The 22,520-nt window shown below is 63.5% G+C and carries 20 protein-coding genes; 9 read left to right on the top strand and 11 right to left on the bottom strand.

What is annotated here, in order from left to right:
* Nucleotides 1–96 precede the first annotated feature (96 nt).
* The 5 genes from cysC to cysG form a co-directional block, all read right to left on the bottom strand.
* Nucleotides 97–690 (bottom strand): adenylyl-sulfate kinase, encoded by a 594-nt coding sequence (cysC, locus tag AB5Y54_RS06965; protein ID WP_368153402.1) that lies wholly within the window; start codon nt 688–690, stop codon nt 97–99.
* 341 nt (nt 691–1,031) lie between these two features.
* A complete protein-coding gene (locus AB5Y54_RS06970) occupies nt 1,032–2,756 on the bottom strand; it encodes an SLC13 family permease (protein WP_104452287.1) in 1,725 nt (574 codons plus the stop codon).
* A gap of 4 nt (nt 2,757–2,760) precedes the next feature.
* Entirely contained in the window at nt 2,761–4,188 is a 1,428-nt protein-coding gene (cysN, locus tag AB5Y54_RS06975) for a sulfate adenylyltransferase subunit CysN (RefSeq protein ID WP_368153403.1), read from the bottom strand.
* A gap of 24 nt (nt 4,189–4,212) precedes the next feature.
* Entirely contained in the window at nt 4,213–5,181 is a 969-nt protein-coding gene (gene cysD / locus AB5Y54_RS06980) for a sulfate adenylyltransferase subunit CysD (RefSeq protein ID WP_104454738.1), read from the bottom strand.
* A gap of 104 nt (nt 5,182–5,285) precedes the next feature.
* Nucleotides 5,286–6,710, bottom strand: a complete 1,425-nt coding sequence (cysG, locus tag AB5Y54_RS06985) for a siroheme synthase CysG (protein WP_330143871.1) — start codon at nt 6,708–6,710, stop codon at nt 5,286–5,288.
* A 197-nt stretch (nt 6,711–6,907) separates the two neighbouring features.
* Here cysG and AB5Y54_RS06990 point away from each other — a divergent pair, with 197 nt between their 5' ends.
* A complete protein-coding gene (locus AB5Y54_RS06990; RefSeq protein WP_029314806.1) occupies nt 6,908–7,831 on the top strand; it encodes an SPFH domain-containing protein in 924 nt (307 codons plus the stop codon).
* Nucleotides 7,828–8,283: an NfeD family protein gene (locus tag AB5Y54_RS06995; RefSeq protein WP_010675601.1), complete on the top strand. Its 456-nt coding sequence runs from the start codon at nt 7,828–7,830 to the stop codon at nt 8,281–8,283. The genes AB5Y54_RS06990 and AB5Y54_RS06995 overlap by 4 nt, the downstream gene beginning before the upstream one ends.
* Before the next feature lie 80 nt (nt 8,284–8,363).
* Here AB5Y54_RS06995 and AB5Y54_RS07000 read toward each other — a convergent pair whose 3' ends face one another.
* The 3 genes from AB5Y54_RS07000 to AB5Y54_RS07010 form a co-directional block, all read right to left on the bottom strand.
* Nucleotides 8,364–8,609: a hypothetical protein gene (locus AB5Y54_RS07000; RefSeq protein WP_010675602.1), complete on the bottom strand. Its 246-nt coding sequence runs from the start codon at nt 8,607–8,609 to the stop codon at nt 8,364–8,366.
* 306 nt (nt 8,610–8,915) lie between these two features.
* A complete protein-coding gene (locus tag AB5Y54_RS07005; protein ID WP_134997331.1) occupies nt 8,916–9,965 on the bottom strand; it encodes an oxidoreductase in 1,050 nt (349 codons plus the stop codon).
* A 102-nt stretch (nt 9,966–10,067) separates the two neighbouring features.
* Nucleotides 10,068–11,231: a multidrug effflux MFS transporter gene (locus AB5Y54_RS07010; protein ID WP_323949166.1), complete on the bottom strand. Its 1,164-nt coding sequence runs from the start codon at nt 11,229–11,231 to the stop codon at nt 10,068–10,070.
* 234 nt (nt 11,232–11,465) lie between these two features.
* Between AB5Y54_RS07010 and rdgB the strand changes: the two genes are divergently transcribed.
* Together rdgB and hemW are read left to right on the top strand one after the other, a co-directional pair.
* Nucleotides 11,466–12,062 (top strand): RdgB/HAM1 family non-canonical purine NTP pyrophosphatase, encoded by a 597-nt coding sequence (rdgB, locus tag AB5Y54_RS07015; RefSeq protein ID WP_010675605.1) that lies wholly within the window; start codon nt 11,466–11,468, stop codon nt 12,060–12,062.
* A 132-nt stretch (nt 12,063–12,194) separates the two neighbouring features.
* A complete protein-coding gene (hemW, locus tag AB5Y54_RS07020) occupies nt 12,195–13,340 on the top strand; it encodes a radical SAM family heme chaperone HemW (RefSeq protein ID WP_048208368.1) in 1,146 nt (381 codons plus the stop codon).
* 225 nt (nt 13,341–13,565) lie between these two features.
* Here the strand turns inward: hemW and AB5Y54_RS07025 are convergent, their stop codons facing one another.
* From AB5Y54_RS07025 to zntR, 3 genes are all read right to left on the bottom strand, one after another.
* Nucleotides 13,566–13,784, bottom strand: coding sequence for an alternative ribosome-rescue factor A (locus AB5Y54_RS07025; protein ID WP_043155935.1), 219 nt, complete (start codon nt 13,782–13,784; stop codon nt 13,566–13,568).
* Between the two features lie 107 nt (nt 13,785–13,891).
* On the bottom strand, nt 13,892–14,428 hold the full coding sequence (locus tag AB5Y54_RS07030) for a dihydrofolate reductase family protein (RefSeq protein ID WP_223924681.1): 537 nt from the start codon (nt 14,426–14,428) through the stop codon (nt 13,892–13,894).
* On the bottom strand, nt 14,418–14,855 hold the full coding sequence (zntR, locus tag AB5Y54_RS07035) for a Zn(2+)-responsive transcriptional regulator (RefSeq protein WP_010675609.1): 438 nt from the start codon (nt 14,853–14,855) through the stop codon (nt 14,418–14,420). Before zntR ends, AB5Y54_RS07030 begins: the two co-directional genes overlap by 11 nt.
* Before the next feature lie 432 nt (nt 14,856–15,287).
* Here zntR and purH point away from each other — a divergent pair, with 432 nt between their 5' ends.
* The 5 genes from purH to AB5Y54_RS07060 all read left to right on the top strand — a co-directional run bounded on the left by purH (nt 15,288) and on the right by AB5Y54_RS07060 (nt 22,433).
* Nucleotides 15,288–16,880: a bifunctional phosphoribosylaminoimidazolecarboxamide formyltransferase/IMP cyclohydrolase gene (gene purH, locus AB5Y54_RS07040; protein ID WP_010675610.1), complete on the top strand. Its 1,593-nt coding sequence runs from the start codon at nt 15,288–15,290 to the stop codon at nt 16,878–16,880.
* A 106-nt stretch (nt 16,881–16,986) separates the two neighbouring features.
* Nucleotides 16,987–18,276, top strand: a complete 1,290-nt coding sequence (gene purD, locus AB5Y54_RS07045) for a phosphoribosylamine--glycine ligase (RefSeq protein WP_368153404.1) — start codon at nt 16,987–16,989, stop codon at nt 18,274–18,276.
* A 405-nt stretch (nt 18,277–18,681) separates the two neighbouring features.
* Nucleotides 18,682–19,056: a cytochrome b562 gene (locus AB5Y54_RS07050; RefSeq protein ID WP_049636098.1), complete on the top strand. Its 375-nt coding sequence runs from the start codon at nt 18,682–18,684 to the stop codon at nt 19,054–19,056.
* Entirely contained in the window at nt 19,037–19,591 is a 555-nt protein-coding gene (locus tag AB5Y54_RS07055) for a cytochrome b/b6 domain-containing protein (RefSeq protein ID WP_324049727.1), read from the top strand. Before AB5Y54_RS07050 ends, AB5Y54_RS07055 begins: the two co-directional genes overlap by 20 nt.
* Before the next feature lie 265 nt (nt 19,592–19,856).
* Nucleotides 19,857–22,433 (top strand): alpha amylase C-terminal domain-containing protein, encoded by a 2,577-nt coding sequence (locus AB5Y54_RS07060; RefSeq protein WP_290434687.1) that lies wholly within the window; start codon nt 19,857–19,859, stop codon nt 22,431–22,433.
* Nucleotides 22,434–22,520: the final 87 nt, after the last annotated feature.

Genomic DNA, 22,520 nt, shown 5'->3' on the forward strand with positions numbered 1-22,520 from the left:
ATAACACGGTAGGGGTACCGTTTTGTTATCCGGTTTGAAGCCGTATGACCACTCCCTTTTGTGGGCAACTGTCAGGTGAATACCATCTCCATACACTTAATCGTTTAACCCCCGCTGTCGCAGTGCGCTCAGCAGTTCATCCACCAGCGCTGCCACCGGCTTGCCGGCATTAAGCAGATGGATCTCCGGCTGTTCCGGCGCCTCATAAGCGGAGTCGATGCCGGTAAAGTTGCGGATCTCCCCCGCCCGCGCCTTCTTGTAGAGCCCCTTGGGGTCGCGCTCTTCACAGACGGCGAGCGGCGCATCCACAAACACCTCGACGAATTCGTCGGCACCCAGGAGGCTGCGTACCAGATCCCGTTCGGCGCGGAACGGCGAGATAAAGGCGGTGAGGACGATCAGGCCCGCGTCCACCATCAGCTTCGCCACCTCGCCGACCCGGCGGATATTCTCCTGACGGGCCGCGTCATCGAAGCCGAGATCGCCACAGAGGCCGTGGCGCACATTGTCCCCATCCAGCAGATAGGTGTGCTTGCCCGAGGCGGCCAGCGCCTGCTCCAGCGCCCCCGCCAGGGTGGACTTGCCCGCCCCGGAGAGCCCGGTGAACCAGATCACCAGGGGCTTTTGCCCCTTCTGCTCGGCCCGGCTCTGTTTGTCGACGGCATGCTGATGCCACACGATATTGCTCATCCAACACTCCTTGATTGGCGCTCACGCCGCAATACTGAAAACTGTCCGCTACCGCGGGAAGCCGCCTCGCGATGAGGCGGCAAGGTGCTGATGCCATGGCATTGCTCATCCAACACTCCTTGATCGGCGCTCACGCCTCAATACTGACACTGTCCGCTACCGCGGGGAGCCGCCTCGCGATGAGGCGGCAAGGTACTGATGCCCTGATATTGCGCATGCACCCCCCTGATTGGCGCTCACGCCTGGATGCCAGTGCCCTGGCACTCCCCTGCATCATAAGCAGCCTTGATAAAAGCTGCGTTAACATAAGCAGCCCTTAACACATCCCCCGGTATCAGACCTTAAAACGGAAACAGCAGGGGCACCATGACGATCACCCCGATGCTGTAGGCCAGGGAGACCGGCACCGCCAGCCTGAGGTAATCCGGCATCTTGTAGTTGCCCGCCGCATAGACCATCAGGTTGGTCTGGTAGCCGTAGGGCAGGATAAAGCTGGAGCTCGCCCCGAACAGCACCGCCAGAATGAACGGCATGGTGGAGACGTCCATGCTGAGCGCCAGCTGGAATCCCATGGGGAAGGCCAGCGCCGCCGCCGCGTTGTTGCTCATCAGCTCCGTCAGCACCAGGGTAAACAGATAGATCCCCACGAAGGCGATAAAGGGACTGGCCCCGTTGAACTCCCCCATCAGCCAGTCGGCGATGAGCTTGGCCAGGCCGCTCTTCTCCAGCTGATCGGCGATGGCGAGGGCCCCGCCCACCACCAGCCAGATATCCAGCGGAAAACGGCGGCGGATCTCGTCCAGGGTCAGGATGCGGGAGAACAGCAGCACCACCAACATCACCAGCAAGCCCTTGAACAGCGGCACCAGATCGAGCACCGACAGGGTCAGCACCCCGAGGAACCCCACCACCACGGCGGCGCTGCGCGTGGCATCGAGCCGGGTGGAGGCCTCCAGCCCGCTCACCACCACGAACTCCCGGGAGAGGGACTTGTTGCCAGCAAACTTGGGGCCGGGGGCCAGCAGCAGGGTATCCCCTGCGTGCAGTTCAATCTGGCCGAGGCCGCCGGTGAGCTGGGTCTCGCCCCGGCGCACCGCCAGCACCACCGCATCGAAGTGGGTGCGAAACTCCGCATCCTTGATGGTCTGACCCACCAGGCGCGAGCTGTGGCTGACGATCACCTCCACCAGGTGCTGGCCGTTGAGGCGGTGCTGGCCGTAGAGATCCAGCCCCTTGAGCTCCTGCAATACGCCGACGCTCTCCACGTCGCCGCAAAACAGCAGCATGTCCCCCTCGTGCAGCTCGTGTTCCGGCTGCACCGGGCAGATCACCTGGTTGCCCCGGATGATCTCGGCAAGATAGAGGCTTTTCAGGCTGCGCAGGCCGTTCTCCTTGACGCTGCGCCCGGCCATCGGCGAGCCGGGGCCCACCTTGGCTTCGAGAAAATAGCCGGATTCCCGGCTCATCTCGGTGTCCTGCTCCGGCAGGTGGCGGGCAAACAGCAACACGGCGATGAGGCCGGTCAGCAGGGTCCCCGCCCCCACCATAAAGAAGTCGAACATGCCGAGCGGCTTGGCCCCCATTTTGATGAGGAAGCTGTTGACGATGAGGTTGGTGGAGGTGCCGATCAGGGTCAGCACACCGCCAAAGGTCGCCGCGAAGCACATGGGCAACAGCAGCCGTGAGGGCGCATGGTTGGGGTTGCGCTTGACCGCCCCCAGCATGGACGCCACCACGGCGGTGTTGTTGACGAACGCCGACAGGAAGGCGGTGGAAAACCACACCTTCACCAGCACCTTGTTGAAGGAGCCGGTGCCCACCAGGTTGGCAAACCAGCTCATGACCCGGGTCTTCTCCACCGCGAGCGACACCAGCAGCAACAACACCAGGGTCAGCAGGGCGCTGTTGGTGTAGCCCGCCACCACGGCGTTGATGTCCGCCAGGCCACTCAGGTAGGTGATGAGCACGGCGCCCGAGAAGAGCAGCGCCGGCCGGAGTTTGCCCTGGATCAGCAGGGCGACGAGGGCAGCCAGCAGACCCAGCACCAGGGATTGTTGCCAGGTCATGGGCTTACTCCTTGCCGGAATCGTTGCTGATGGTCAGCGCCTGCCAGTGGGGGAAGTGCTTGCGCACCAGGGCGTTGAGCTCCACTTCGAACTCGCTGTATTGTCCTGCCATCACCTTGGCCGCCAGCCCTTCCACTATCATGCCGGCACCGACGGTGACGTTGGTCAGCCGGTCAATGAGGATGAAGCTGCCGGTATCGCGGATCTCCTGATACGGGTCGAACGCCACCGGGTCGGTCAGGCTCAGCTCGCACAGGCCAATTTCGTTGAGCTTGAGTTCGCTCGCATCCAGCTCATCGAGCTTGTTGATCTCGATACGGTGACGGATGGCCTCCACCTGGCCGCGACTCTTCTTGGTGGCCAGCTTGACGTCATAGACCCGGCCCGGTTGCAGGGACTCCTCCCCCATCCAGACGATGTGGGCCAGCAGGTTCTGGGTCACCAGCGGTTTTCTGGCGGCGTCCACCAGCAGGTCGCCACGGCTGATGTCGATCTCATCGGCGAAGGTGACCGTGATGGCTTGACCCGGCAGGGCGTAGTCGAGATCGCCGTCGAAGGTGACGATGCGAGTCACCGTGCTCTCCTTGCCGGAGGGCAGCACGGCCAGGCGGTCGCCGACCCGCAGGATGCCGGAGGCCAGGGTGCCTGCGAAGCCGCGAAAATCGAGGTTGGGGCGGTTCACGTACTGCACCGGCAGGCGCACCGGATGACGCTCCAGCTCGCGCTCCACTTCGGCAGACTCCAACAGAGAGAGCAAGGTTTCGCCCTGATACCAGGCCAGCTTGTCGCTTGGGTTGACCACGTTGTCACCGTCCAGCGCCGAGACCGGCACGATATGGATGGTGTCGACGCTGAGCTTCTTGGCGAATTTGCGATACTCCAAGCTGATGCGCTCGAACACCTCCTGGCTGAACTCCACCAGGTCCATCTTGTTGACCGCCACCACGAACTGCTTGATGCCAAGCAGGCTGGCGATAAAGCTGTGGCGACGGGTCTGATCCAACACCCCCTTGCGGGCGTCGATCAGGATGATGGCCAGATCGCAGGTGGAGGCGCCGGTGGCCATGTTGCGAGTGTACTGCTCGTGGCCCGGGGTATCCGAGATGATAAATTTGCGCTTGGCGGTGGAGAAATAGCGGTAGGCCACGTCGATGGTGATGCCCTGCTCGCGCTCGGCCTGCAGGCCGTCCACCAGCAGGGCCAGGTCCAGCTTCTCGCCGGTGGTGCCGAGCTTCTGGCTGTCGGACTCCAGCGCTTTGAGCTGATCTTCATAGATCTGCTGGGAGTCGTGCAGCAGGCGGCCGATGAGGGTGCTCTTGCCGTCGTCCACGCTGCCGCAGGTGAGAAAACGCAGCAGGCTCTTGTGCTGCTGGGCGTGCAGGTAGGCTTCAATGCCCTGTTCGCTGATGGCGGTCTGAATGTGGTTGTTCATGTTGCGATTCCTTAGAACATTTTTTTAGAAATAGCCCTGACGCTTCTTCTGCTCCATGGAGCCGGCCTGATCGTGGTCGATGAGCCGCCCTTGCCGCTCGCTCGAGGTGGTGATCAGCATCTCTTCGATGATCTCCGGCAGGGTGGTGGCATTGGATTCGATGGCCCCGGTCAGCGGGTAGCAGCCGAGGGTACGGAAGCGCACCAGCTCCTGCTTCACTTCGTCTTCCGGGCCGATGGGCATGCGATCGTCATCCACCATGATCTTGATGCCGCCGCGATCCACCACAGGGCGCATGGCCGCGAAGTAGAGCGGCACGATGTCGATGTTCTCGAGATAGATGTATTGCCAGATGTCCAGCTCGGTCCAGTTGGAGAGCGGGAAGACACGGATGCTCTCCCCCTTGTTGACCTGGCTGTTGTAGACGCGCCACAGCTCCGGGCGCTGGTTCTTCGGATCCCAGCGGTGGGACTTGTCGCGGAAGGAGTAGACACGCTCCTTGGCGCGGGATTTCTCCTCGTCGCGACGGGCACCACCGAAGGCGGCATCGAAGCCGTATTTGTTGAGCGCCTGCTTGAGCCCCTCGGTCTTCATGATGTCGGTGTGCTTGCTGCTGCCGTGCACGAAGGGGTTGATGTCCATGGCCAGACCATCCGGGTTCTTGTGGACGATGAGATCCAGCCCGTACTTCTTGGCGGTCTCGTCCCGGAACTTGATCATCTCCTTGAACTTCCAGTTGGTGTCCACGTGGAGCAGGGGGAAGGGGATCTTGCCCGGGTAGAAGGCCTTGCGGGCCAGGTGCAGCATGACGGAGGAGTCCTTGCCGATGGAGTACATCATCACCGGGTTTTCAAATTCGGCGGCCACCTCGCGGATGATATGGATGCTCTCGGCTTCCAGTTGCTGCAGGTGAGTCAGTCGCTCGCGGGTGACACCTGCACGGATGCTCTGTGCATCGGATGGCTGCAGTTGGGTCAGTCTTTCACGGTCCATGTCTGGGTCCTCGGTTCATTGCTATCGCACCTGCTCGGGGCGCGGTGTTGGTTCAGTTCGGTGCCGCCTTGGCCGCACCGTCAAATCGATTCGGGTCTCGCCTCTCAGGTCAGGCTCACCAGCTTGAGCTCGTGGCCGCTTTCTGCCTCCTGCCCTTGCCCCTGTTCGCCAAACCAGGCGAGTTGCTGGCGCAGGGCCACCACTTCACCGATGACGATAAGCGACGGGCTCACCGCCTGCTGGGCCAGCTCGGCCAGATCCGCCAGGGTGCCGGTCAGCACCCGCTGACGGGCCGTGGTGCCCCGCTCGATGATGGCGATGGGGGTGGCGGCGCGTCGGCCATGGCTCACCAGTTGCTGCTGGATATGCTCGGAGCGCATCAGCCCCATGTAGATGACCAGGGTCTGGTTGGTGGCCGCAAGCTGCTGCCAGTCGGGCTCCTTGCCCTCCTTCTGGCAGTGGCCGGTGATGAAGACGGCGCTCTGGGCATGGTCGCGGTGGGTGAGCGGAATGCCCGCATAGGCGGTGGCACCGGCGGCGGCGGTGATGCCGGGCACCACGGAGAAGGGAATGCCCTCCTCGGCCAGCACTTCCAGCTCCTCGCCGCCACGGCCGAACATGAAGGGATCGCCCCCCTTGAGGCGCACCACCCGGTTGCCCGCTTTGGCGTATTCCACCAAGAGGCGATTGGTCTCTTCCTGGGGCACGCTGTGGGCACCCGCCTTCTTGCCGACCGACACCAGGGTGGCATCGCGGCGCACCAGGTCCAGGATCTCGGGGGAGACCAGCTGGTCATAGAGCACCACTTCGGCCTGCTGGATCTGTTGCAGCGCCTTGAGGGTCAGCAGGCCAGGATCTCCCGGGCCCGCCCCCACCAGCACCACTTCGCCCACTTCGGTACGGGCCTTGTCCAGTCCCTCGTTCAGCCACTGCTCGGCACCCTGCCAATCGGCTTTCTCAATCAGACCGGCCAGGGTGTTGGAGGCAAAGGCGCGCTCCCAGAAGCGGCGGCGATCGGAGAGGGAGGCCAGCACCTGCTTGGCCCGGCGGCGCACCCGGCCGGAGAGCTCCGCCAGACCGCCGAGGTGGCGGGGCAGCAGGCTCTCGAGCCGCTCGCGCAACAGACGCACCAGCACGGGGGCCTTGCCGCCGCTGGAGACGGCCACCACGATGGGGCTGCGATCGATGATGGAGGGGAAGATAAAGCTGGAGCGCTCGGGGTCATCCACCAGGTTGACGAACAGACCGCGCTCGGTGGCGCTCTGGTAGACCAGGGCATTGACCTCGAGATCGTCGGTCGCGGCCACCACCAGGATCTGCCCTGCCAGGTGGGCCGGGTCGAAACGCGCCGCCACATGGGTGAAGCGACCGGCAAATTCATGGAACTCGGGCTCGATCGCGGGAGAGACCAGGGTGATCCGGGCACCTGCCGCCAGCAGCAGGCGCGCCTTGCGCAGGGCAACCTCGCCCCCGCCCACCAGCAGTACCGGGCGGCCTTCCAACCTGGCAAACATAGGTAAATAATCCATCAGGGCCCGCTCCTCGGCATCGCGACATCTGGGGCGACTATAGGCAGGAGCGCTTATCCCTCAAAATAATAAAAAATGCTCTTTAATGCGTTTTGGTAATTAGTAAAGCCGTGTGGCGGCAATAGAGAAGCGAATCTGCTTGTGGTGGATGGCACCAGACCCTAGGCTAGTGAAAGTGTTTCATAAGGAGCTTAATCATGAATGAGTCATTGATTGTATTGGGGATCTTCATATTCCTGGTACTCGCCACCCTGAGTGCCGGCATCAAGATAGTGCCCCAGGGTTACAACTGGACCGTGGAGCGCTTCGGCCGCTACACCCGCACCCTCTCCCCGGGTCTCAACCTGCTGATCCCCTACATCGACCGCATCGGCCACAAGATCATCATGATGGAGCAGGTGCTGGACATCCCGGCCCAAGAGGTGATCTCCCGGGACAACGCCAACGTCACCATCGACGCCATCAGCTTCGTGCAGGTGGTGGATGCCCGCAAGGCGGGCTACGAGGTCAATGATCTCACCAGCGCCATCCGCAATCTCACCATGACCAATATGCGGACCGTGCTCGGCGCCATGGAGCTGGACGAGATGCTCTCCCAGCGCGACACCATCAACGAGAAGCTGCTGCGCACCATGGATGCGGCCACCGCCCCCTGGGGCATCAAGGTGACCCGGATCGAGATCAAGGATGTGCGACCGCCCCTCGCCCTGGTGGAAGCCATGAACGCCCAGATGAAGGCCGAGCGCCAGAAGCGGGCCGAGGTGCTGGAGGCCGAAGGGGTGCGCCAGTCCAAGATCTTGAAGGCCGAGGGGGAGAAGCAGTCCCAGATCCTGAAAGCCGAGGGTGAGCGTCAGGCCGCCTTCCTCGCCGCCGAAGCGCGGGAGCGGGCCGCCGAGGCGGAAGCCAAGGCGACCCACATGGTCTCCCAGGCGATCGCCGAGGGCGACATGCAGGCCATCAACTACTTCGTGGCCCAGAAATACACCGAGGCCCTGGCCCGCATCGGTGAAGGCCCCAACAGCAAGATCATCATGATGCCCCTGGAAGCGGGCAGCCTGATAGGCTCGGTGGCGGGCATGGCCGAGCTGTTCAACAAAGACGGCAAGGCGGGCAAATCATGACAGCCCTGTTCGAGGGGCTGACCCACTGGCACTGGCTGGGGCTCGGCTTCGTGCTGCTGGCCATCGAGGTGATGGGGTCGGTGGGCTTCCTGCTCTGGACCGGCATCGCCGCCCTGGAGGTGGGACTCTTGCTGCTGGTCTGGCCCTTCGGCTGGCAGGCGCAGTTGCTGCTCTTCGCCCTGCAATCCCTGCTCACCACCTGGGCCTGGTGGCGCTGGCAGCATCGCCGGGATCGCTCCGGGCTGGATGCCGCCGCTCCCATCAACGAGCGGATGCAAAGCTACATGGGCCGCGAGCTGACCCTGCTGGACGAGGTCAGCCAGGGGATGAGCCGGGTGCATCTGGACGACACCGTCTGGACGGTGCGCTGCAACGCGCCGCTGCCGGCCGGCAGCCGGGTCAAGGTGGTGGGGGCCGACTCCCACATCCTGCTGGTGGAACCCCTCGGCTGACCGGGCAACGCCCCGCCATGGCCATAAAAAAACGGGCCCGGCGCGAGTGCGCCGGGCCCGTTTTTCAATGAGGTGCTGGCTTAGTTGGCCTTGGCATCGCTCACGGCAGCTTCAGCCTTGGTGGCCACGTCAGCGGCAGCCTTCTCGACAGTAGCGGAAGCTTCGGAAGCAGCCTTCTCGACGGTAGCAGACGCTTCGCTAGCGGCTTTCTCGACAGTGGCAGCAACGTCTGCGGCCGGGGTCGCAGCCGGAGCGGCAGCTTCTTCTTTCTGACCACAGGCGGTCAACATCAGACCCAGGATACCGGCTACCAGTACTTTGTTCATGTGCATACCCTCAAAAAAAGATGGAGAGATGGTGCAGGGACCATCACTGTACGCCCCGGCTCCTGTCGGCACACCGGCCGCTGGAGCCCGAAGGCGCGCGAAATATATCCCCATATGCGGCCGATGAAAACGCGTATCACAATGATATTTTCTCGTTGGCATGATAAGAAACACTGCTGCAACGACAAATATTAATATAAAACACCCATTCACCACCAAATTCGCACAACAAATCGCCAATTACCTGACGATTGCCAGTCAGCTATTGTCTTTCTGTCAGGCTCTCGGCGCTGCCGGATAACGCCGTCAGTCAGACAGCTTCTGACAAGGCAGGCGCTGCCCCTGCTGGTCGCTCTCCCGGGCCAGGTCCAGCAAGGCCATCACCGCCAGGGCCTCGTCGGCCGGCACCGGGTTCTCCCCCTCTCCCCGGATGGCGGCGCAGACACCGCGATAGTAGGCGCCGTAGTCCCCCGCTTCGCCAGCCACGGTCTGCTGCAGGAGCTGACCGTCCCGGATCTGGCTGAGCTGGCCGGGGGCGGGATCCACGCCCCAGTCCGCCGCCGGGGGCCGCTTGCCCTCCTTGAGCTGCTCCTCCTGCACGTCCATGCCGAACTTGATGAAGGAGCCCTGACTGCCGTGCACCACGAAGCGGGGCATCACGGCCGACACCAGACAACTGCCGTGCAGAATGACCCGCATCTCGCCATAACCCAGCACCACATGGAAGTAGTCGTCCGCCAGGGCCCCGGGGCGCTGCTTGCCCAGATCCGCCTGCAACCAGTCCGGCTGGCCGAACAGCTGGAGCGATTGATCCAGGATATGAGGGCCGAGATCGAACCAGAGACCGGAGCCCGGGCCGCCCGCCTCGCGCCAGCGCTGGCGCACCTCGGGGCGATAACGGTCGAAGTGGGATTCGAACTGGGCGACTTGCCCCAGCGCCCCCTCCGCCAGCAGACGGCGCACCGTGAGGAAATCCCCGTCCCAGCGTCGGTTGTGGAAGATACTGAGCAGCCGTTGCTGCTTCTCCGCCAACTCGACCAGCGCCTTCGCTTCGGCCAGATCCAGGGCGAACGGCTTGTCGATCACCACGTGCTTGCCCGCCAGCAGGGCCTCGCGAGCGATGGGGGCATGGGTGTCGTTGGGGGTGGCGATCACCACCAGATCGAGGCTGTCATCGGCCAGCACCTGCTCCAGGGTGCCGACCCGGGTGCCGGGCAACGCGGCCTGAACCTTGGCGGCATCCCGGCTCACCGCCCAGCGCAGGGTCAGGCCCGGGGTCGTGGCCAGGAAGGGGGCGTGAAAGGTCTGTCCTGCGAAGCCGTATCCCACCAGGGCGGCGTTGATTGTGTGGCTCATCCGGTTTTCTCCACGGGTCTGTGATCATGCGAGGCAGGCGGGTCGCCTGAAAAAGAGAAGGGGGCTCAAGGCCCCCTGAGTGTGCTCATCAGAGCACAGGATTTATTGCAAACACAAGCGGCGACCCTGGCGGGTCATCAGCATCACCAGCGGGGGCAGCAGCAGCCACATGTGCAGGGCCAGCTGGCTCAGGGGATCCGGCATCAGCCAACCGGTGATCCCCACCAGGGCGCCGGAGCCGCTCATCTGGAACAGGCCGAGCAGGGCGGCAGCAGTGCCGGCGCAGTGGCCGAAGGGGGCCAGCGCCATACCGGCGGCGGCGCCCAGGATCATCGCAAAGCCGATGCTGGAGAGGAACACCGGGCCCATCATGGCCAGCGGGTGCGGGATGTGCATGGCCAGGGTCAGGGTGATGGCGGAGAGCAGCACCACCAGCAGGCCGATGCGCAGGGTCCGTCTTGGCCCTACCCGGGCGATGAAGCGCGGGGCCAGGAAGCAGGCCAGGATGTTGAGGGCCGCATTGGCGGTAAACCAGTAGCTGAAGCCACTCATGTCCAGCCCCAGGGTTACCATCAGTTGTACCGGCGCCGCCGTCACGTAGGCGAGGATCACCGCCATCGCCAGCATGCACAGCGCCGCGTTGAACAGGAAGCTCGGGGAGCGCAGCACCGGGCTGTAGCGGGACCAGCTGATGAGCGGGCCAGCACTGCTGGTCTCCTCAGGACGGGTTTCCGGCATCCGCCACAGCAGCCAGCTGCCGACCACGGCGGCATAACCCGCCATGAACCAGAAGTTCGCCGACCAGCCCGCCTTGGCGGTGAGCCAGCCACCCAGCAGGGGCGCCAGTGCGGGGATGAAGCAGATGGCACCGTTCAGATAGGAGATCATCTGACCGCTCTTCTTGGGGCCATAGCTGTCACGGACCACCGAGAAGGCGGCCACCGAGGTGGCGCAGGCCCCGAAGCCTTGCAGCACTCGCGCCAGCATCAGTTCGCCCAGGTTGGCAGCAAAGCCGGCTGCCAGGGCGCTCAGGCCGTAGAGCAACACACCGCCAAGGGCAATGGGTTTGCGCCCGTAACGATCGGCCAGCGGCCCCACCAGCAGTTGCCCCAGCCCCATGCTGAACAGGAACCAGGTGATGGTGCCCTGCATCAGGGTCACTTCGGCCCCCAGCTGCTCGGCCATCTGGGGGATGGCAGGCAGATAGATGTCGATGGCCAGCGGGCTGAACAACACCAGGAGTACAAGCAAAAGAATCAATGGCATCAGTCACCTCAAGCCCTAGGAATATCGATTGGGCCGCGAGTCTACTGACTCAGAGTAATGAATTGAAATGGTATTTAATCACTTCGGTTATTCCCCACTGGAAACATGTATCTCTTCCACCTCTCAGGGGGTGGAACCCGGATCCCCCGTTGGCACCGGATCCCGGGCAATTGGCGCTTTTACTAAACCCCTCCCCCGCATAGAATGCGCAGATTATTTTTGCGGAGGTGTGTGATGAACAAGCTTGTCCTGGCAACAGGGAACCAGAAAAAGGTGAAGGAATTGGCCGCCATGCTGGCCGATATGAAGATCCAGGTGATCCCGCAGAGCGAGTTTGCAGTCTCCGATGCCGACGAGACCGGCACCACCTTCGTCGAGAATGCCATCATCAAGGCCCGCCACGCCGCCCGCGTCACCGGCCTGCCCGCCGTGGCCGACGACTCCGGCCTGGAAGTGGATCTGCTGCACGGCCGCCCCGGCGTCTACTCCGCCCGTTTTGCCGGTGCCGGTGCCAGCGACAAGGAGAACATCGACAAGCTGCTGGCCGAGCTCAAGGGCGCGCCGGATTACCTGAAAAGCGCCCGTTTCTGGTGCGTGCTGGTCTACATGCGCCACGCCGACGATCCCACCCCCATCATCTGCCAGGCCAGCTGGGAGGGGATGATCATCGACGAGCCGCGCGGCCAGCACGGCTTCGGCTACGACCCCGTGTTCTTCGTCCCCGACCACGACTGCACCTCGGCCCAGATGCCGGCGGAGCTCAAGAACCAGCTCAGCCACCGCGGCCAGGCCCTGGCCAAGCTCAAAGCGGCCCTGGCGGCGGTCAACTAAAGCGCTGTCTCCCGCCGCGTTGTCATCTACAATGGGGGCCGTCGGCCCCCGTTTCATTCGCGGCGCCCCGCCCGTTGTCACCGGCAACCAAGGCCACCCGACCCCTTTTGATTGTTGAATACTGGAAATCCCATGCTGCAACTGCCGCCCCTCTCCCTCTATATCCACGTGCCCTGGTGCGTCCAGAAGTGCCCCTACTGCGACTTCAATTCCCACGCCCAGAAGGGGGAGCTGCCCCACCTCGAGTACGTGGCAGCCCTGCTGGAGGATCTGGAGCAGGATCTGCACTGGGCCCAGGGGCGCCCCCTCTCCTCCATCTTTATCGGTGGCGGCACGCCGAGCCTGCTCTCCGTCGACGCCATGCAGGCGCTGCTGGACGGGGTGCGCGCACGCATCGCACTGACCCCGGACTGCGAGATCACCATGGAGGCCAACCCGGGCACGGTGGAGGCGGACAAGTTCGCCGGCTTCCAGCGGGCCGGCATCAATCGCATCTCCATCGGGGTGCAGAGCTTCCAGCAGGAGAAATTGACCCGGCTCGGCCGCATCCACGGCCCCGAGGAGGCGCGCAAGGCCGCCGAACTGGCCCACGCCATCGCGCTTCCCACCTTCAACCTGGATCTGATGCACGGTCTGCCGGATCAGAGCCTGGACGATGCGCTCTACGACCTGCAGCAGGCCATCGACTGCGCGCCGCCGCACCTCTCCTGGTATCAGCTCACCATAGAGCCGAACACGGCATTCGCCTCCAAGCCCCCCACGTTGCCGGAAGATGACACCCTGTGGGACATCTACGAGCAGGGCCACGCCATGCTGACCGCCCAGGGCTATCAGCAGTACGAGATCTCGGCCTATGCCAAAGAGGGGTATCAGTGCCGCCATAACCTCAACTACTGGCGCTTTGGCGACTATCTGGGGATCGGCTGCGGCGCCCACGGCAAGGTGACGGATCTTGCCAACCAGCAGATCCTGCGCACCGCCAAGGTGAAGCATCCGAAAGGTTATCTGGATCCGAGCCGCCCCTATCTGGACAACCAATGGCAGGTGAGTGCGGACGATCTGCCGCTCGAGTACTTCATGAACCGGTTCAGGTTGTTTGAACCGGCCCCCAAGGCGGAGTTCGAGGCCTTCACGGGGCTACCGCTGGAGCGGGTAGAGACCATGCTCGCCATCGCCCGGACCAAGGAGCTGATCGAGGATCTTGGCGACAGCTGGCAGCTCACGTCCCTGGGGCATCGCTACCTCAACGTGCTGCTCGAACTCTTTATGGACGAGTGAGGCAACCGCCTTTAACCAGATGGAACACAAGCGGGGCGCCATGAGCGCCCCGCTTGTTTTGGTTCCAGGAACCTGTTCACGGTCTGTCGCGAGGGGCTGTCAGCAAGGTGAAGAGCAGCGCAGGAACCGGAGTGTGTAAGTACACATGAGGATTCCGAGCAGCACATGAGCCTTGATCACGGCCTCGCAGCAAGATCGTGGACAGGTTCCAAAGCAGAAACCCGTTCAGCAGCAGACGCTAACCATCTGCTGTTGGCCGGGCTCCCACCGCTTGCCGTGCTTGGCCTTGCGCTGATAGCTGCCCTTGCCCTTCTTGCTCGGCTCGACCCGGGCCTGGAACAGGGGGGAGGTCACCAGTGCCTTGAGGTGGTTGTCCTGAATGGTGCCGCGCTGATGTTCGCAGGCGGGTTCGGCGGTGACACAGGTCACCTTCTTCTTGGCCATATGGGCTCCTTGATGGGGTTGTCGTGTTTGCCTGTCGTCCCTGCCTGGAAGGGCAGGTGGCGAAAAACGCGCCGATTGTGCGCCTCTTGCCTCCCCCGTGCAAGCTGTCAGGCGGGGTGATAGATAACCCGCACCAGGCCGCTTGGCAGCACGGCGCTCGACACCGGTCTCAACCCTGTGGGGAGAGGCCCGGTAAAGAGCGGGATCCCGCCCCCCAGGGTGACCGGCACCCAGAACAGGGTCAGCTCGTCCACCAGGGCCCCCTGCAGACCCTGCCTCACCAGCTCCCCGCCATCCAGATAGAGGTGACGGCTTCCCCCCTGCCACAACTCGTCCAGCACCTGCGCCAGCGCCCCCTGCCGGAAGGAGACCCGAGGACGGGGGTCGGCGGGCCTGTGGGTCAGTACCACCAGCGGCTTGTCCCCGTAGGGCCACTCGGGAAAGGCGCTCACGATATCGTAGGTGTTGCGCCCCATCAGCAGGGTGTCCGCGCTCGCCATCAGGGCGCTGTAGCCGGTCTCCTCCGGCCCGTCGCCACCATAGGGGGCCAGCCATGCCAGATCGCCCCCCTCCCCGGCGATGAAACCGTCGAGGGAGAGAGCGAGAAAGGCGGAGACCCGGGGCCGACGCAGCTCAGTGCTCATGGTCGTGGTGCTCGTGGCGGGAAGGGGCGCCGGACTCCAGGGTCTCGAGGATGGCGCAGTGCTCCGCCGAGCGCGGGCCGCCGCAGCAGATGTCGGAGAGAGCCTTCAGGTTCTCGCGAAAACGGGTCAGCTCCAGGAGCTTCTGCTCCACCTGTTCGAGCTTGGTGTCGGCCACCGCCTTCACCTCCTGGCAGGTGACCTTGGCCTTGTTGGTGTCCAGGGCGAGCAGCTCGCCGATGTCCGCGAGGGAGAAGCCCACCGACTTGGCGCGGATGATGAACTCCAGCCGCCGCTTGTCCTGCTCCCCGTAGAGGCGATAGCCGGATTCGTTGCGAATGCCCGGCGAGATGAGGCCGTTCTTCTCATAAAAGCGCAGGGTGTCGGCCTTCACCCCGCACGCCTTGGCCAGTTCACCGATCCGATACATGGTCCTCTCCCCCCGCATGACATTCCCGACATGGTACTCAATATAAACCGGCCTCCACTATCACCTCTTTGCCCGGCGATTGCCAGTCAAAGGCAGGAAAGCAGCAGCTAACCCCTCACTTGCCGGCCATTTATCCCCAAAACACTGAAAAGACAAACGTTTCACAAAAATTCACCAGAAAACGTTTAACGCCGCATCCCACAAGGGTTTTCCTCTTTAAAAAATCCACCACGGCTCACATTTTTTGTGTAGAATACGCGCCCACAAGAGAGCGTCGCGTCAAGCGGGCATTTCCTAAAACGCTTTTGCCAACGGCCGCCCCGGGCGAGAGTGGTTTGCGAAATCCCCCACTTCCATTTATTTGGGGACTCTCTGTGTGTTGAGCCTCGCCTCCCATGGAACGGTCCCCGTTATGCTGAGGACGATAGTGTGATGGAACAAGCTCGACCCATTCGCCGTGCACTGCTGAGTGTGTCTGACAAGACTGGCATCCTGGAATTTGCCAAGGCACTCGACGCGCGTGGCGTGGCCCTGCTCTCCACCGGTGGTACCGCCAAGCTGCTGGCCGATGCGGGCCTGCCGGTGACCGAGGTGTCCGACTACACCGGATTCCCCGAGATGATGGACGGCCGGGTCAAGACCCTGCATCCCAAGGTACACGGCGGTATTCTCGGCCGTCGCGACCGGGATGACGCCATCATGGCCGAGCACGCTATCTCCCCCATCGACATGGTCGTCGTCAACCTCTATCCCTTCGCCGCCACCGTGGCCAAAGCCGGTTGCACCCTGGAAGACGCCGTCGAGAACATCGACATCGGCGGCCCGACCATGGTCCGCTCCGCTGCCAAGAACCACAAGGACGTCACCATCGTCGTCAAGGCCTCAGACTATGACCGCGTCATCGCCGAGATGGATGGCAACGGCAACAGCCTGACCCTCTCCACCCGCTTCGATCTGGCCATCGCCGCCTTCGAGCACACCGCCGCCTACGACGGCATGATTGCCAACTACTTCGGCACCCTGGTGCCCTCCTACGGCGAAAACAAGGAAGGCGACGAAGAGTCCCGCTTCCCCCGCACCTTCAACAGCCAGTTCATCAAGAAGCAGGACATGCGCTACGGCGAGAACAGCCACCAGGCTGCCGCCTTCTACGCCGAAGAGCAGGCCGCGCCGGGCTCGGTGGCAAGCGCCATCCAGCTGCAGGGCAAGGCCCTCTCCTACAACAACATTGCCGACACCGATGCGGCGCTGGAGTGCGTGAAGGAGTTCAGCGAACCGGCCTGCGTCATCGTCAAGCATGCCAACCCCTGCGGCGTCGCCATCGGTGACGACCTGCTGGCAGCCTACGATCGCGCCTACCAGACCGACCCCACCTCGGCCTTTGGCGGCATCATCGCCTTCAACCGCGAACTGGACGGCGAGACCGCTGCGGCCATCGTCGCCCGCCAGTTCGTGGAAGTGATCATCGCCCCCAGCATCAGCCAGGCAGCCCGCGAGGCGGTCGCCGCCAAGCAGAACGTGCGCCTGCTGGAATGCGGCCAGTGGACTGCCCCGGCGCAAGGCTTTGACTTCAAGCGCGTCAACGGCGGCCTGCTGGTGCAGGAGCGCGATCTGGGCATGGTGACGCTCGGGGATCTGACCGTGGTCAGCCAGCGTCAGCCTACCGAGGCCGAGCTGCAGGATCTGCTGTTCTGCTGGAAGGTCGCCAAGTTCGTCAAATCCAACGCCATCGTCTACGCCAAGAACGGCCAGACCATCGGCGTCGGCGCCGGCCAGATGAGCCGCGTCTACTCCGCCAAGATCGCCGGCATCAAGGCCGAGGATGAAGGGCTGACCGTGGCGGGCTCCGTCATGGCCTCCGACGCCTTCTTCCCGTTCCGCGACGGCATCGATGCCGCTGCTGCTGCGGGCATCTCCTGCGTCATCCAGCCAGGTGGCTCGATGCGCGACCAGGAGGTGATCGACGCCGCCAACGAACACGGCATGTGCATGGTGTTCACCAACATGCGTCATTTCCGTCACTGACAGCCCAGGGCCGCCGATGGCGGCCCTGCCTCTTTAGCACCGGATCCTTTCCACTGGCAGGTTGCCACCGCAGCGCCAGTGAACTCAGACAGAAGCGAGCGAGACGATGAAAGTACTGATCATTGGCAACGGCGGCCGTGAACACGCCCTGGCCTGGAAGGCCAAACACTCCCCCCTGGTGACCCAGGTCTTCGTGGCACCGGGCAATGCGGGCACCCAGCTTGAGCCGGGCATCGAGAACGTCACCATCCAGGCCACCGACATCGAGGGCCTGCTGGCCTTCGCCAAGGCGAACCAGGTCGGCCTCACCATCGTCGGGCCGGAAGCCCCCCTGGTGAAAGGGGTGGTCGATGCCTTCCGCGCCGCCGATCAGACCATCTTCGGCCCGACCGCCGCCGCCGCCCAGCTGGAAGGCTCCAAGGCCTTCACCAAGGACTTCCTGGCCCGCCACGCCATCCCCACCGCCGATTACCAGAACTTCACCGAGGTGGAGCCGGCGCTGGCCTATCTGCGCGAGAAGGGCGCCCCCATCGTCATCAAGGCCGACGGTCTGGCCGCCGGCAAAGGGGTGATCGTCGCCATGACCCTCGACGAGGCGGAAGCGGCGGTGCGTGACATGCTCTCCGGCAATGCCTTCGGCGATGCCGGCGCCCGGGTGGTGATCGAGGAGTTCCTGGACGGGGAAGAGGCGAGCTTCATCGTCATGGTGGACGGCGAGCACGTGCTGCCCATGGCCACCAGCCAGGATCACAAGCGCGCCTTCGACGGCGACACCGGCCCCAACACCGGCGGCATGGGGGCTTACTCCCCGGCCCCCGTGGTGACCGACGAAGTGCACCAGCGCGTGATGGAGCGGGTGATCATGCCGACCGTGCGCGGCATGGCGGCCGAGGGCAACGTCTACACCGGCTTCCTCTACGCCGGCCTGATGATCGATGCCGAGGGCAACCCCAAGGTGATCGAGTTCAACTGCCGCTTCGGCGACCCCGAAACCCAGCCCATCATGCTGCGGATGCAGTCCGATCTGGTGGATCTCTGCCTCGCCGCCTGCGCCGGCCAGCTGGATCAGAAGGAAGCCGTCTATGACCCCCGTGCCGCCATCGGCGTGGTGCTGGCGGCGGGTGGCTATCCCGGCGACTACACCAGCAACCACCCCATCAGCGGTCTGCCGGTGGACGAAGTGGCAGGGGAGAAGGTGTTCCATGCAGGCACCCGCCTGGAAGGACACACCAGCCTGACCCAGGGTGGCCGCGTGCTGTGCGCCACCGCCCTCGGCCACACGGTGCAGGAAGCCCAGCAGCGGGCCTATGCCCTGGCTGGCCGCATCCAGTGGGACGGCATCTTCTATCGCAAGGACATCGGCTGGCGTGCCATCGAGCGCGAGCAGGCCGAGTAAGGGCCGGATCCCGATCACTCAAAGGGCCTGCGGGCCCTTTTTTTGTTGCACGGCGTCTGTACGGGCAGTGAAATCGTCCATGGGTGGTGGCTTTCAGAAACAAAAACACCAGAAAAACTCACCTGACTTTAAAAAACCGATGTGTGATAAATAATGGCAGCATGATTCACTGCCTGCGAGCCCCTTCCCGGACCAGATGCGCGCCCTTGTATCCCTGCCGGAGGCGAGATCCGGTGGCCGTTCTCTTTCGGCTACATTCCCACAGCAATCCCCTGCACAATTCGTCACAATTGGTCGCACTTTCTTCATACAATGATCGCCCTTTCATGGCATCATGATGCGTGAAACCGCACTCAAATGAGTGCTATAACAACCTGCAATCTCGTCGTCTCATAAGGAAATCCCATGCTGAAAACTGTGCGTCCCCTGCTGCTGCCCCTGATGTTCGGCCTGATGGCCCTGCCTGCCATGGCCGGCGATCTGGAGCAGCCGATGAAGAAGATCGGCTTCAACTACAAGCAGGCCGTCAAGGCCGACGACGCGGCCACCATGGAGAAATACATCAAGGAGATGAAGGCCCAGCTGGACGTCGCCAAGAGCAAGAACATGCCCGCCGCCAAGAAGGAGAAGTTCCTGGAAGGCATGACCGAAGTGCAGAGCGAGCTGGATGCCAGCCTGGCAGCCCTCCAGGCCGGTGACGAAGCCAAGGCGCGCGAGCACCTGGCCAAGGTCAACGACCTGAAGAAGGAGTACCACAACTATGCCAAGCAAAAAGGCTGATCCCTTCCACTGGGATGCTCTGGTGCGCCTCACCCACTGGGGTGTGGCGGCCATCTGTATCGGCAACCTCTGGCTCAACGAGGCGGGCGAGGAGTGGCACGAGCGGATGGGATACGCCGTCATGGTGCTCATCGGCATACGCCTGCTGTGGGGGCTCACCTTCGCTCGCGGCCACGCCCGCCTGCGCGCCCTCATCCCGAGCCGGGAGGATTTTCGCCATCAGGCCGACGCCCTGCGCGAACGGACCCCGCCCACCCCGGGCCATCACGGCAGCGGCAAGCTGGCGGTCTGGGCACTCTGGCTGCTGGTACTCGCCACCGCAGGGACCGGCTGGTTCCAGAACACCGAGACCGGCTTCGATCTGGGGGCGGACGACTGGCACGAGTGGTGCACCTGGGCACTCCAGGGCATGATCGCCCTGCACCTGTGCGCCATCGCCTACACCTCCTGGCGCCAGCGCAGCAACCTGGTCACCCGCATGCTGCCAGGGCGTCGTGCCCGGGCCAGTGCCGAGCAGCAGGAACCCAACGTCTGAACGTTCACGGGGCCCTGCGGGGCCCCTGTTCATCCCCTTCGCTACCCGCTTGACGGATCTCGCACCGATCTGCTCCCCTCTGCATCCTCCTGCTGCCACCGAATGGCATGAAAGCATTTTCATTCACATTTCTTAATTAATTCAGCTTGTTCGATTTTCAACCACGTCGATTTCATGAATGCTACGGAGCTGAACGAGGTTGTTTGTTGTCCGTTCGACTACACGACAGTGATACGTCAATAACAAGATCGAAGGGAAAATCGTCATGCACAACACACTGTTTCGAACCGCCCTGCTGGCGGCGGCACTCGGCTCTTTCAGCCACACTGCCAGCGCCGAAGGAGTCATGGTTCACCTGTTCCAATGGAAGTTCAACGACATCGCCAACGAGTGCGAGACCGTGCTCGGGCCCAAGGGGTTCGGTGGCGTCCAGATCACCCCACCCGCCGAGCACAAACAGGGCAGCCAGGTCTGGTGGACCGTCTATCAACCGGTCAGCTTCAAGAATTTCAACAGCTTCGGCGGTAGCGAGGCAGAGCTCAGGAGCATGATCGCCCGCTGCAACGCGGCCGGGGTCAAGGTCTATGCCGACGCCGTCTTCAACCAGCTGGCATCGGGTTCGGGCACCGCCACCGGCGGCGGCAGCTACAACTCGGGGCAATACCAATATCCCCAGTTCGGCTACAACGACTTCCATCACAGCGGCGACATCACCAACTACGGTGACAGCAACAACGTCTGGAACGGCGCCCTCTACGGCATGCCGGACCTCAATACCGGCTCATCCTACGTCCAGGATCAGATCGCCACCTACATGAAGACCCTGCTCGGCTGGGGCGTGTCGGGCTTTCGCATCGATGCGGCCAAGCACATGGCACCGGCCGATGTGAAGGCCATCCTCGACAAGGCGGGCAGCCCCAGGGCCTACCTGGAGGTGATCGGCGCAGGCGGGGAGTCCCCCGACATCCAGCCGGGCCGCTACACCTACATCGACACCGTCACCGACTTCAAATACGGCACCGATCTCGCCGCCAACTTCAATGGCCAGATCAAGAACCTCAAGACCCTGGGCGAGAGCTGGGGCCTGCTCCCCTCCAACAAGGCCTTCGTCTTCGTGGTCAACCACGACCGCGAACGCGGCCACGGCGGTGGCGGCATGCTCACCTTCATGAGCGGTGCCCGCTACGATCTGGCCAACACCTTCATGATGGCCTGGCCCTATGGCTGGAAGCAGGTGATGTCGGGCTATCGCTTCGAAAACATGGGCACCTATGAAACCGACAAGGGGGCGCCGGGCAGCACGCCCTGCACGGACAGCCAGTGGAACTGCGAACAGCGCCGACCGACCATCATGAACATGGCCCTGTTCCACAACCGGACCGAAGGCCAGCCCGTCAGCAACTGGTGGGACAACGGCAACAACCAGATCGCCTTCAGCCGCGGTGACAAGGGCTTCGTCGCCATCAACAACGAGAGCGGCAGCCTGGTAGCCTCGGTGCAGACCGGCCTGCCGGCCGACGAGTACTGCAACCTGCTGGGGGGCCATGACTACTGCAGCGGCGGTTATGTCACCGTCGATGGCAGCGGCAAGGCCAGCCTGAACGTCCCCGGCATGAAGGCGGCCGCCATCATCGCCGGTTGCACCAAGGCCAGCCCCTGCGGCGGTTCCGTCCTGCCGGGCAACAAGTTCAGCAGCATGAACCTGCGCGGCACCCACAACGCCTGGGGCAACACCCCCATGACCGTCGATGCCAACCGTGTCTGGTCCGCCACCCTCACCCTGACCGGCAACGGTGACGCCACCGGTGCCCAGCGCTTCAAGTTCGACGTCTTCGGCAACTGGGCCGAGAACTACGGCGACAACGAAGGGGATGGCATCGCCGACAAGGGCAGCAGCAAGGATATCCTGGTCAGCGGGGCGGGCACCTACCGCATCACCCTGAGCGAGAGCGATCTGCGCTACACGGTCACCCCCCTCACCAGCAACCAGGCACCGGTCGCCGCCCTCTCCCCCAAAACCCTCAGCGTCAAGGCGGGGGAGAGCGTGGTGTTCGACGCCTCCGCTTCCAGCGATGATGGCGGCGTGGTGAGCTACAGCTGGTCCAGCGGGGGCACCGCCGCCACCGAGACAGTCCGGTTCGATACCCCGGGTACCCATACCGTGACGGTCACCGTGACCGATGCGGAAGGGTTGACCGCCAGTGCCAGCGCCACCGTGACCGTCACCGACGACAACGGCACCTACGCCAGCGTACTGCCCACCCTGAACTTCCGCGGCACCCCCAATGCCTGGGGCTCCCTTGCCATGACGCTGATCGCCGACAATCAGTGGGAAGCCCTGGTCACCTTCGACGGTCAGACCAACCAACGCTTCAAGTTCGACGTCAAGGGGGACTGGACCCAGAACTACGGCGACACCAACAAGGACGGCGTGGCCGAACTGACCGGCAGTGACATCCTCACCCCGGTCATCGGCCAGTACCGGGTACGTTTCAACGATCAGACCCTGCAATACAGCCTGACTCCGGTGAGCGTCACCTATGCCAAGAATGTCGCCAGCCTCAACATTCGCGGCACCACCAACAACTGGGGCACCACCCCCATGTCCCTGGTCGGGGATCACCTCTGGCAGGCCAGCGTCACCTTCACCGGCAGCGGTGATGGCAACGGCAGCCAGCGCTTCAAGTTCGACGTCAAGGGGGACTGGACCCAGAACTACGGCGACACCAACAAGGATGGCGTGGCCGAGCTGGCCGGGGTAGACATCACCACGGCAGTGGTCGGTGCCTATGTGGTGCGCTTCAACGACCAGACCCTGGCCTACAGCCTGAGCGCCCAGTAAGGCTGGACACACGCCAGGGCCATTGCGCCCCGGCGCCGAACCAGGCCTCCCGCCATCGGCGGGAGGCCTTTTTCATGGCCCCATGAC

This window comes from Aeromonas sp. s9, assembly GCF_040907765.1.
GTDB lineage: Bacteria > Pseudomonadota > Gammaproteobacteria > Enterobacterales > Aeromonadaceae > Aeromonas > Aeromonas caviae.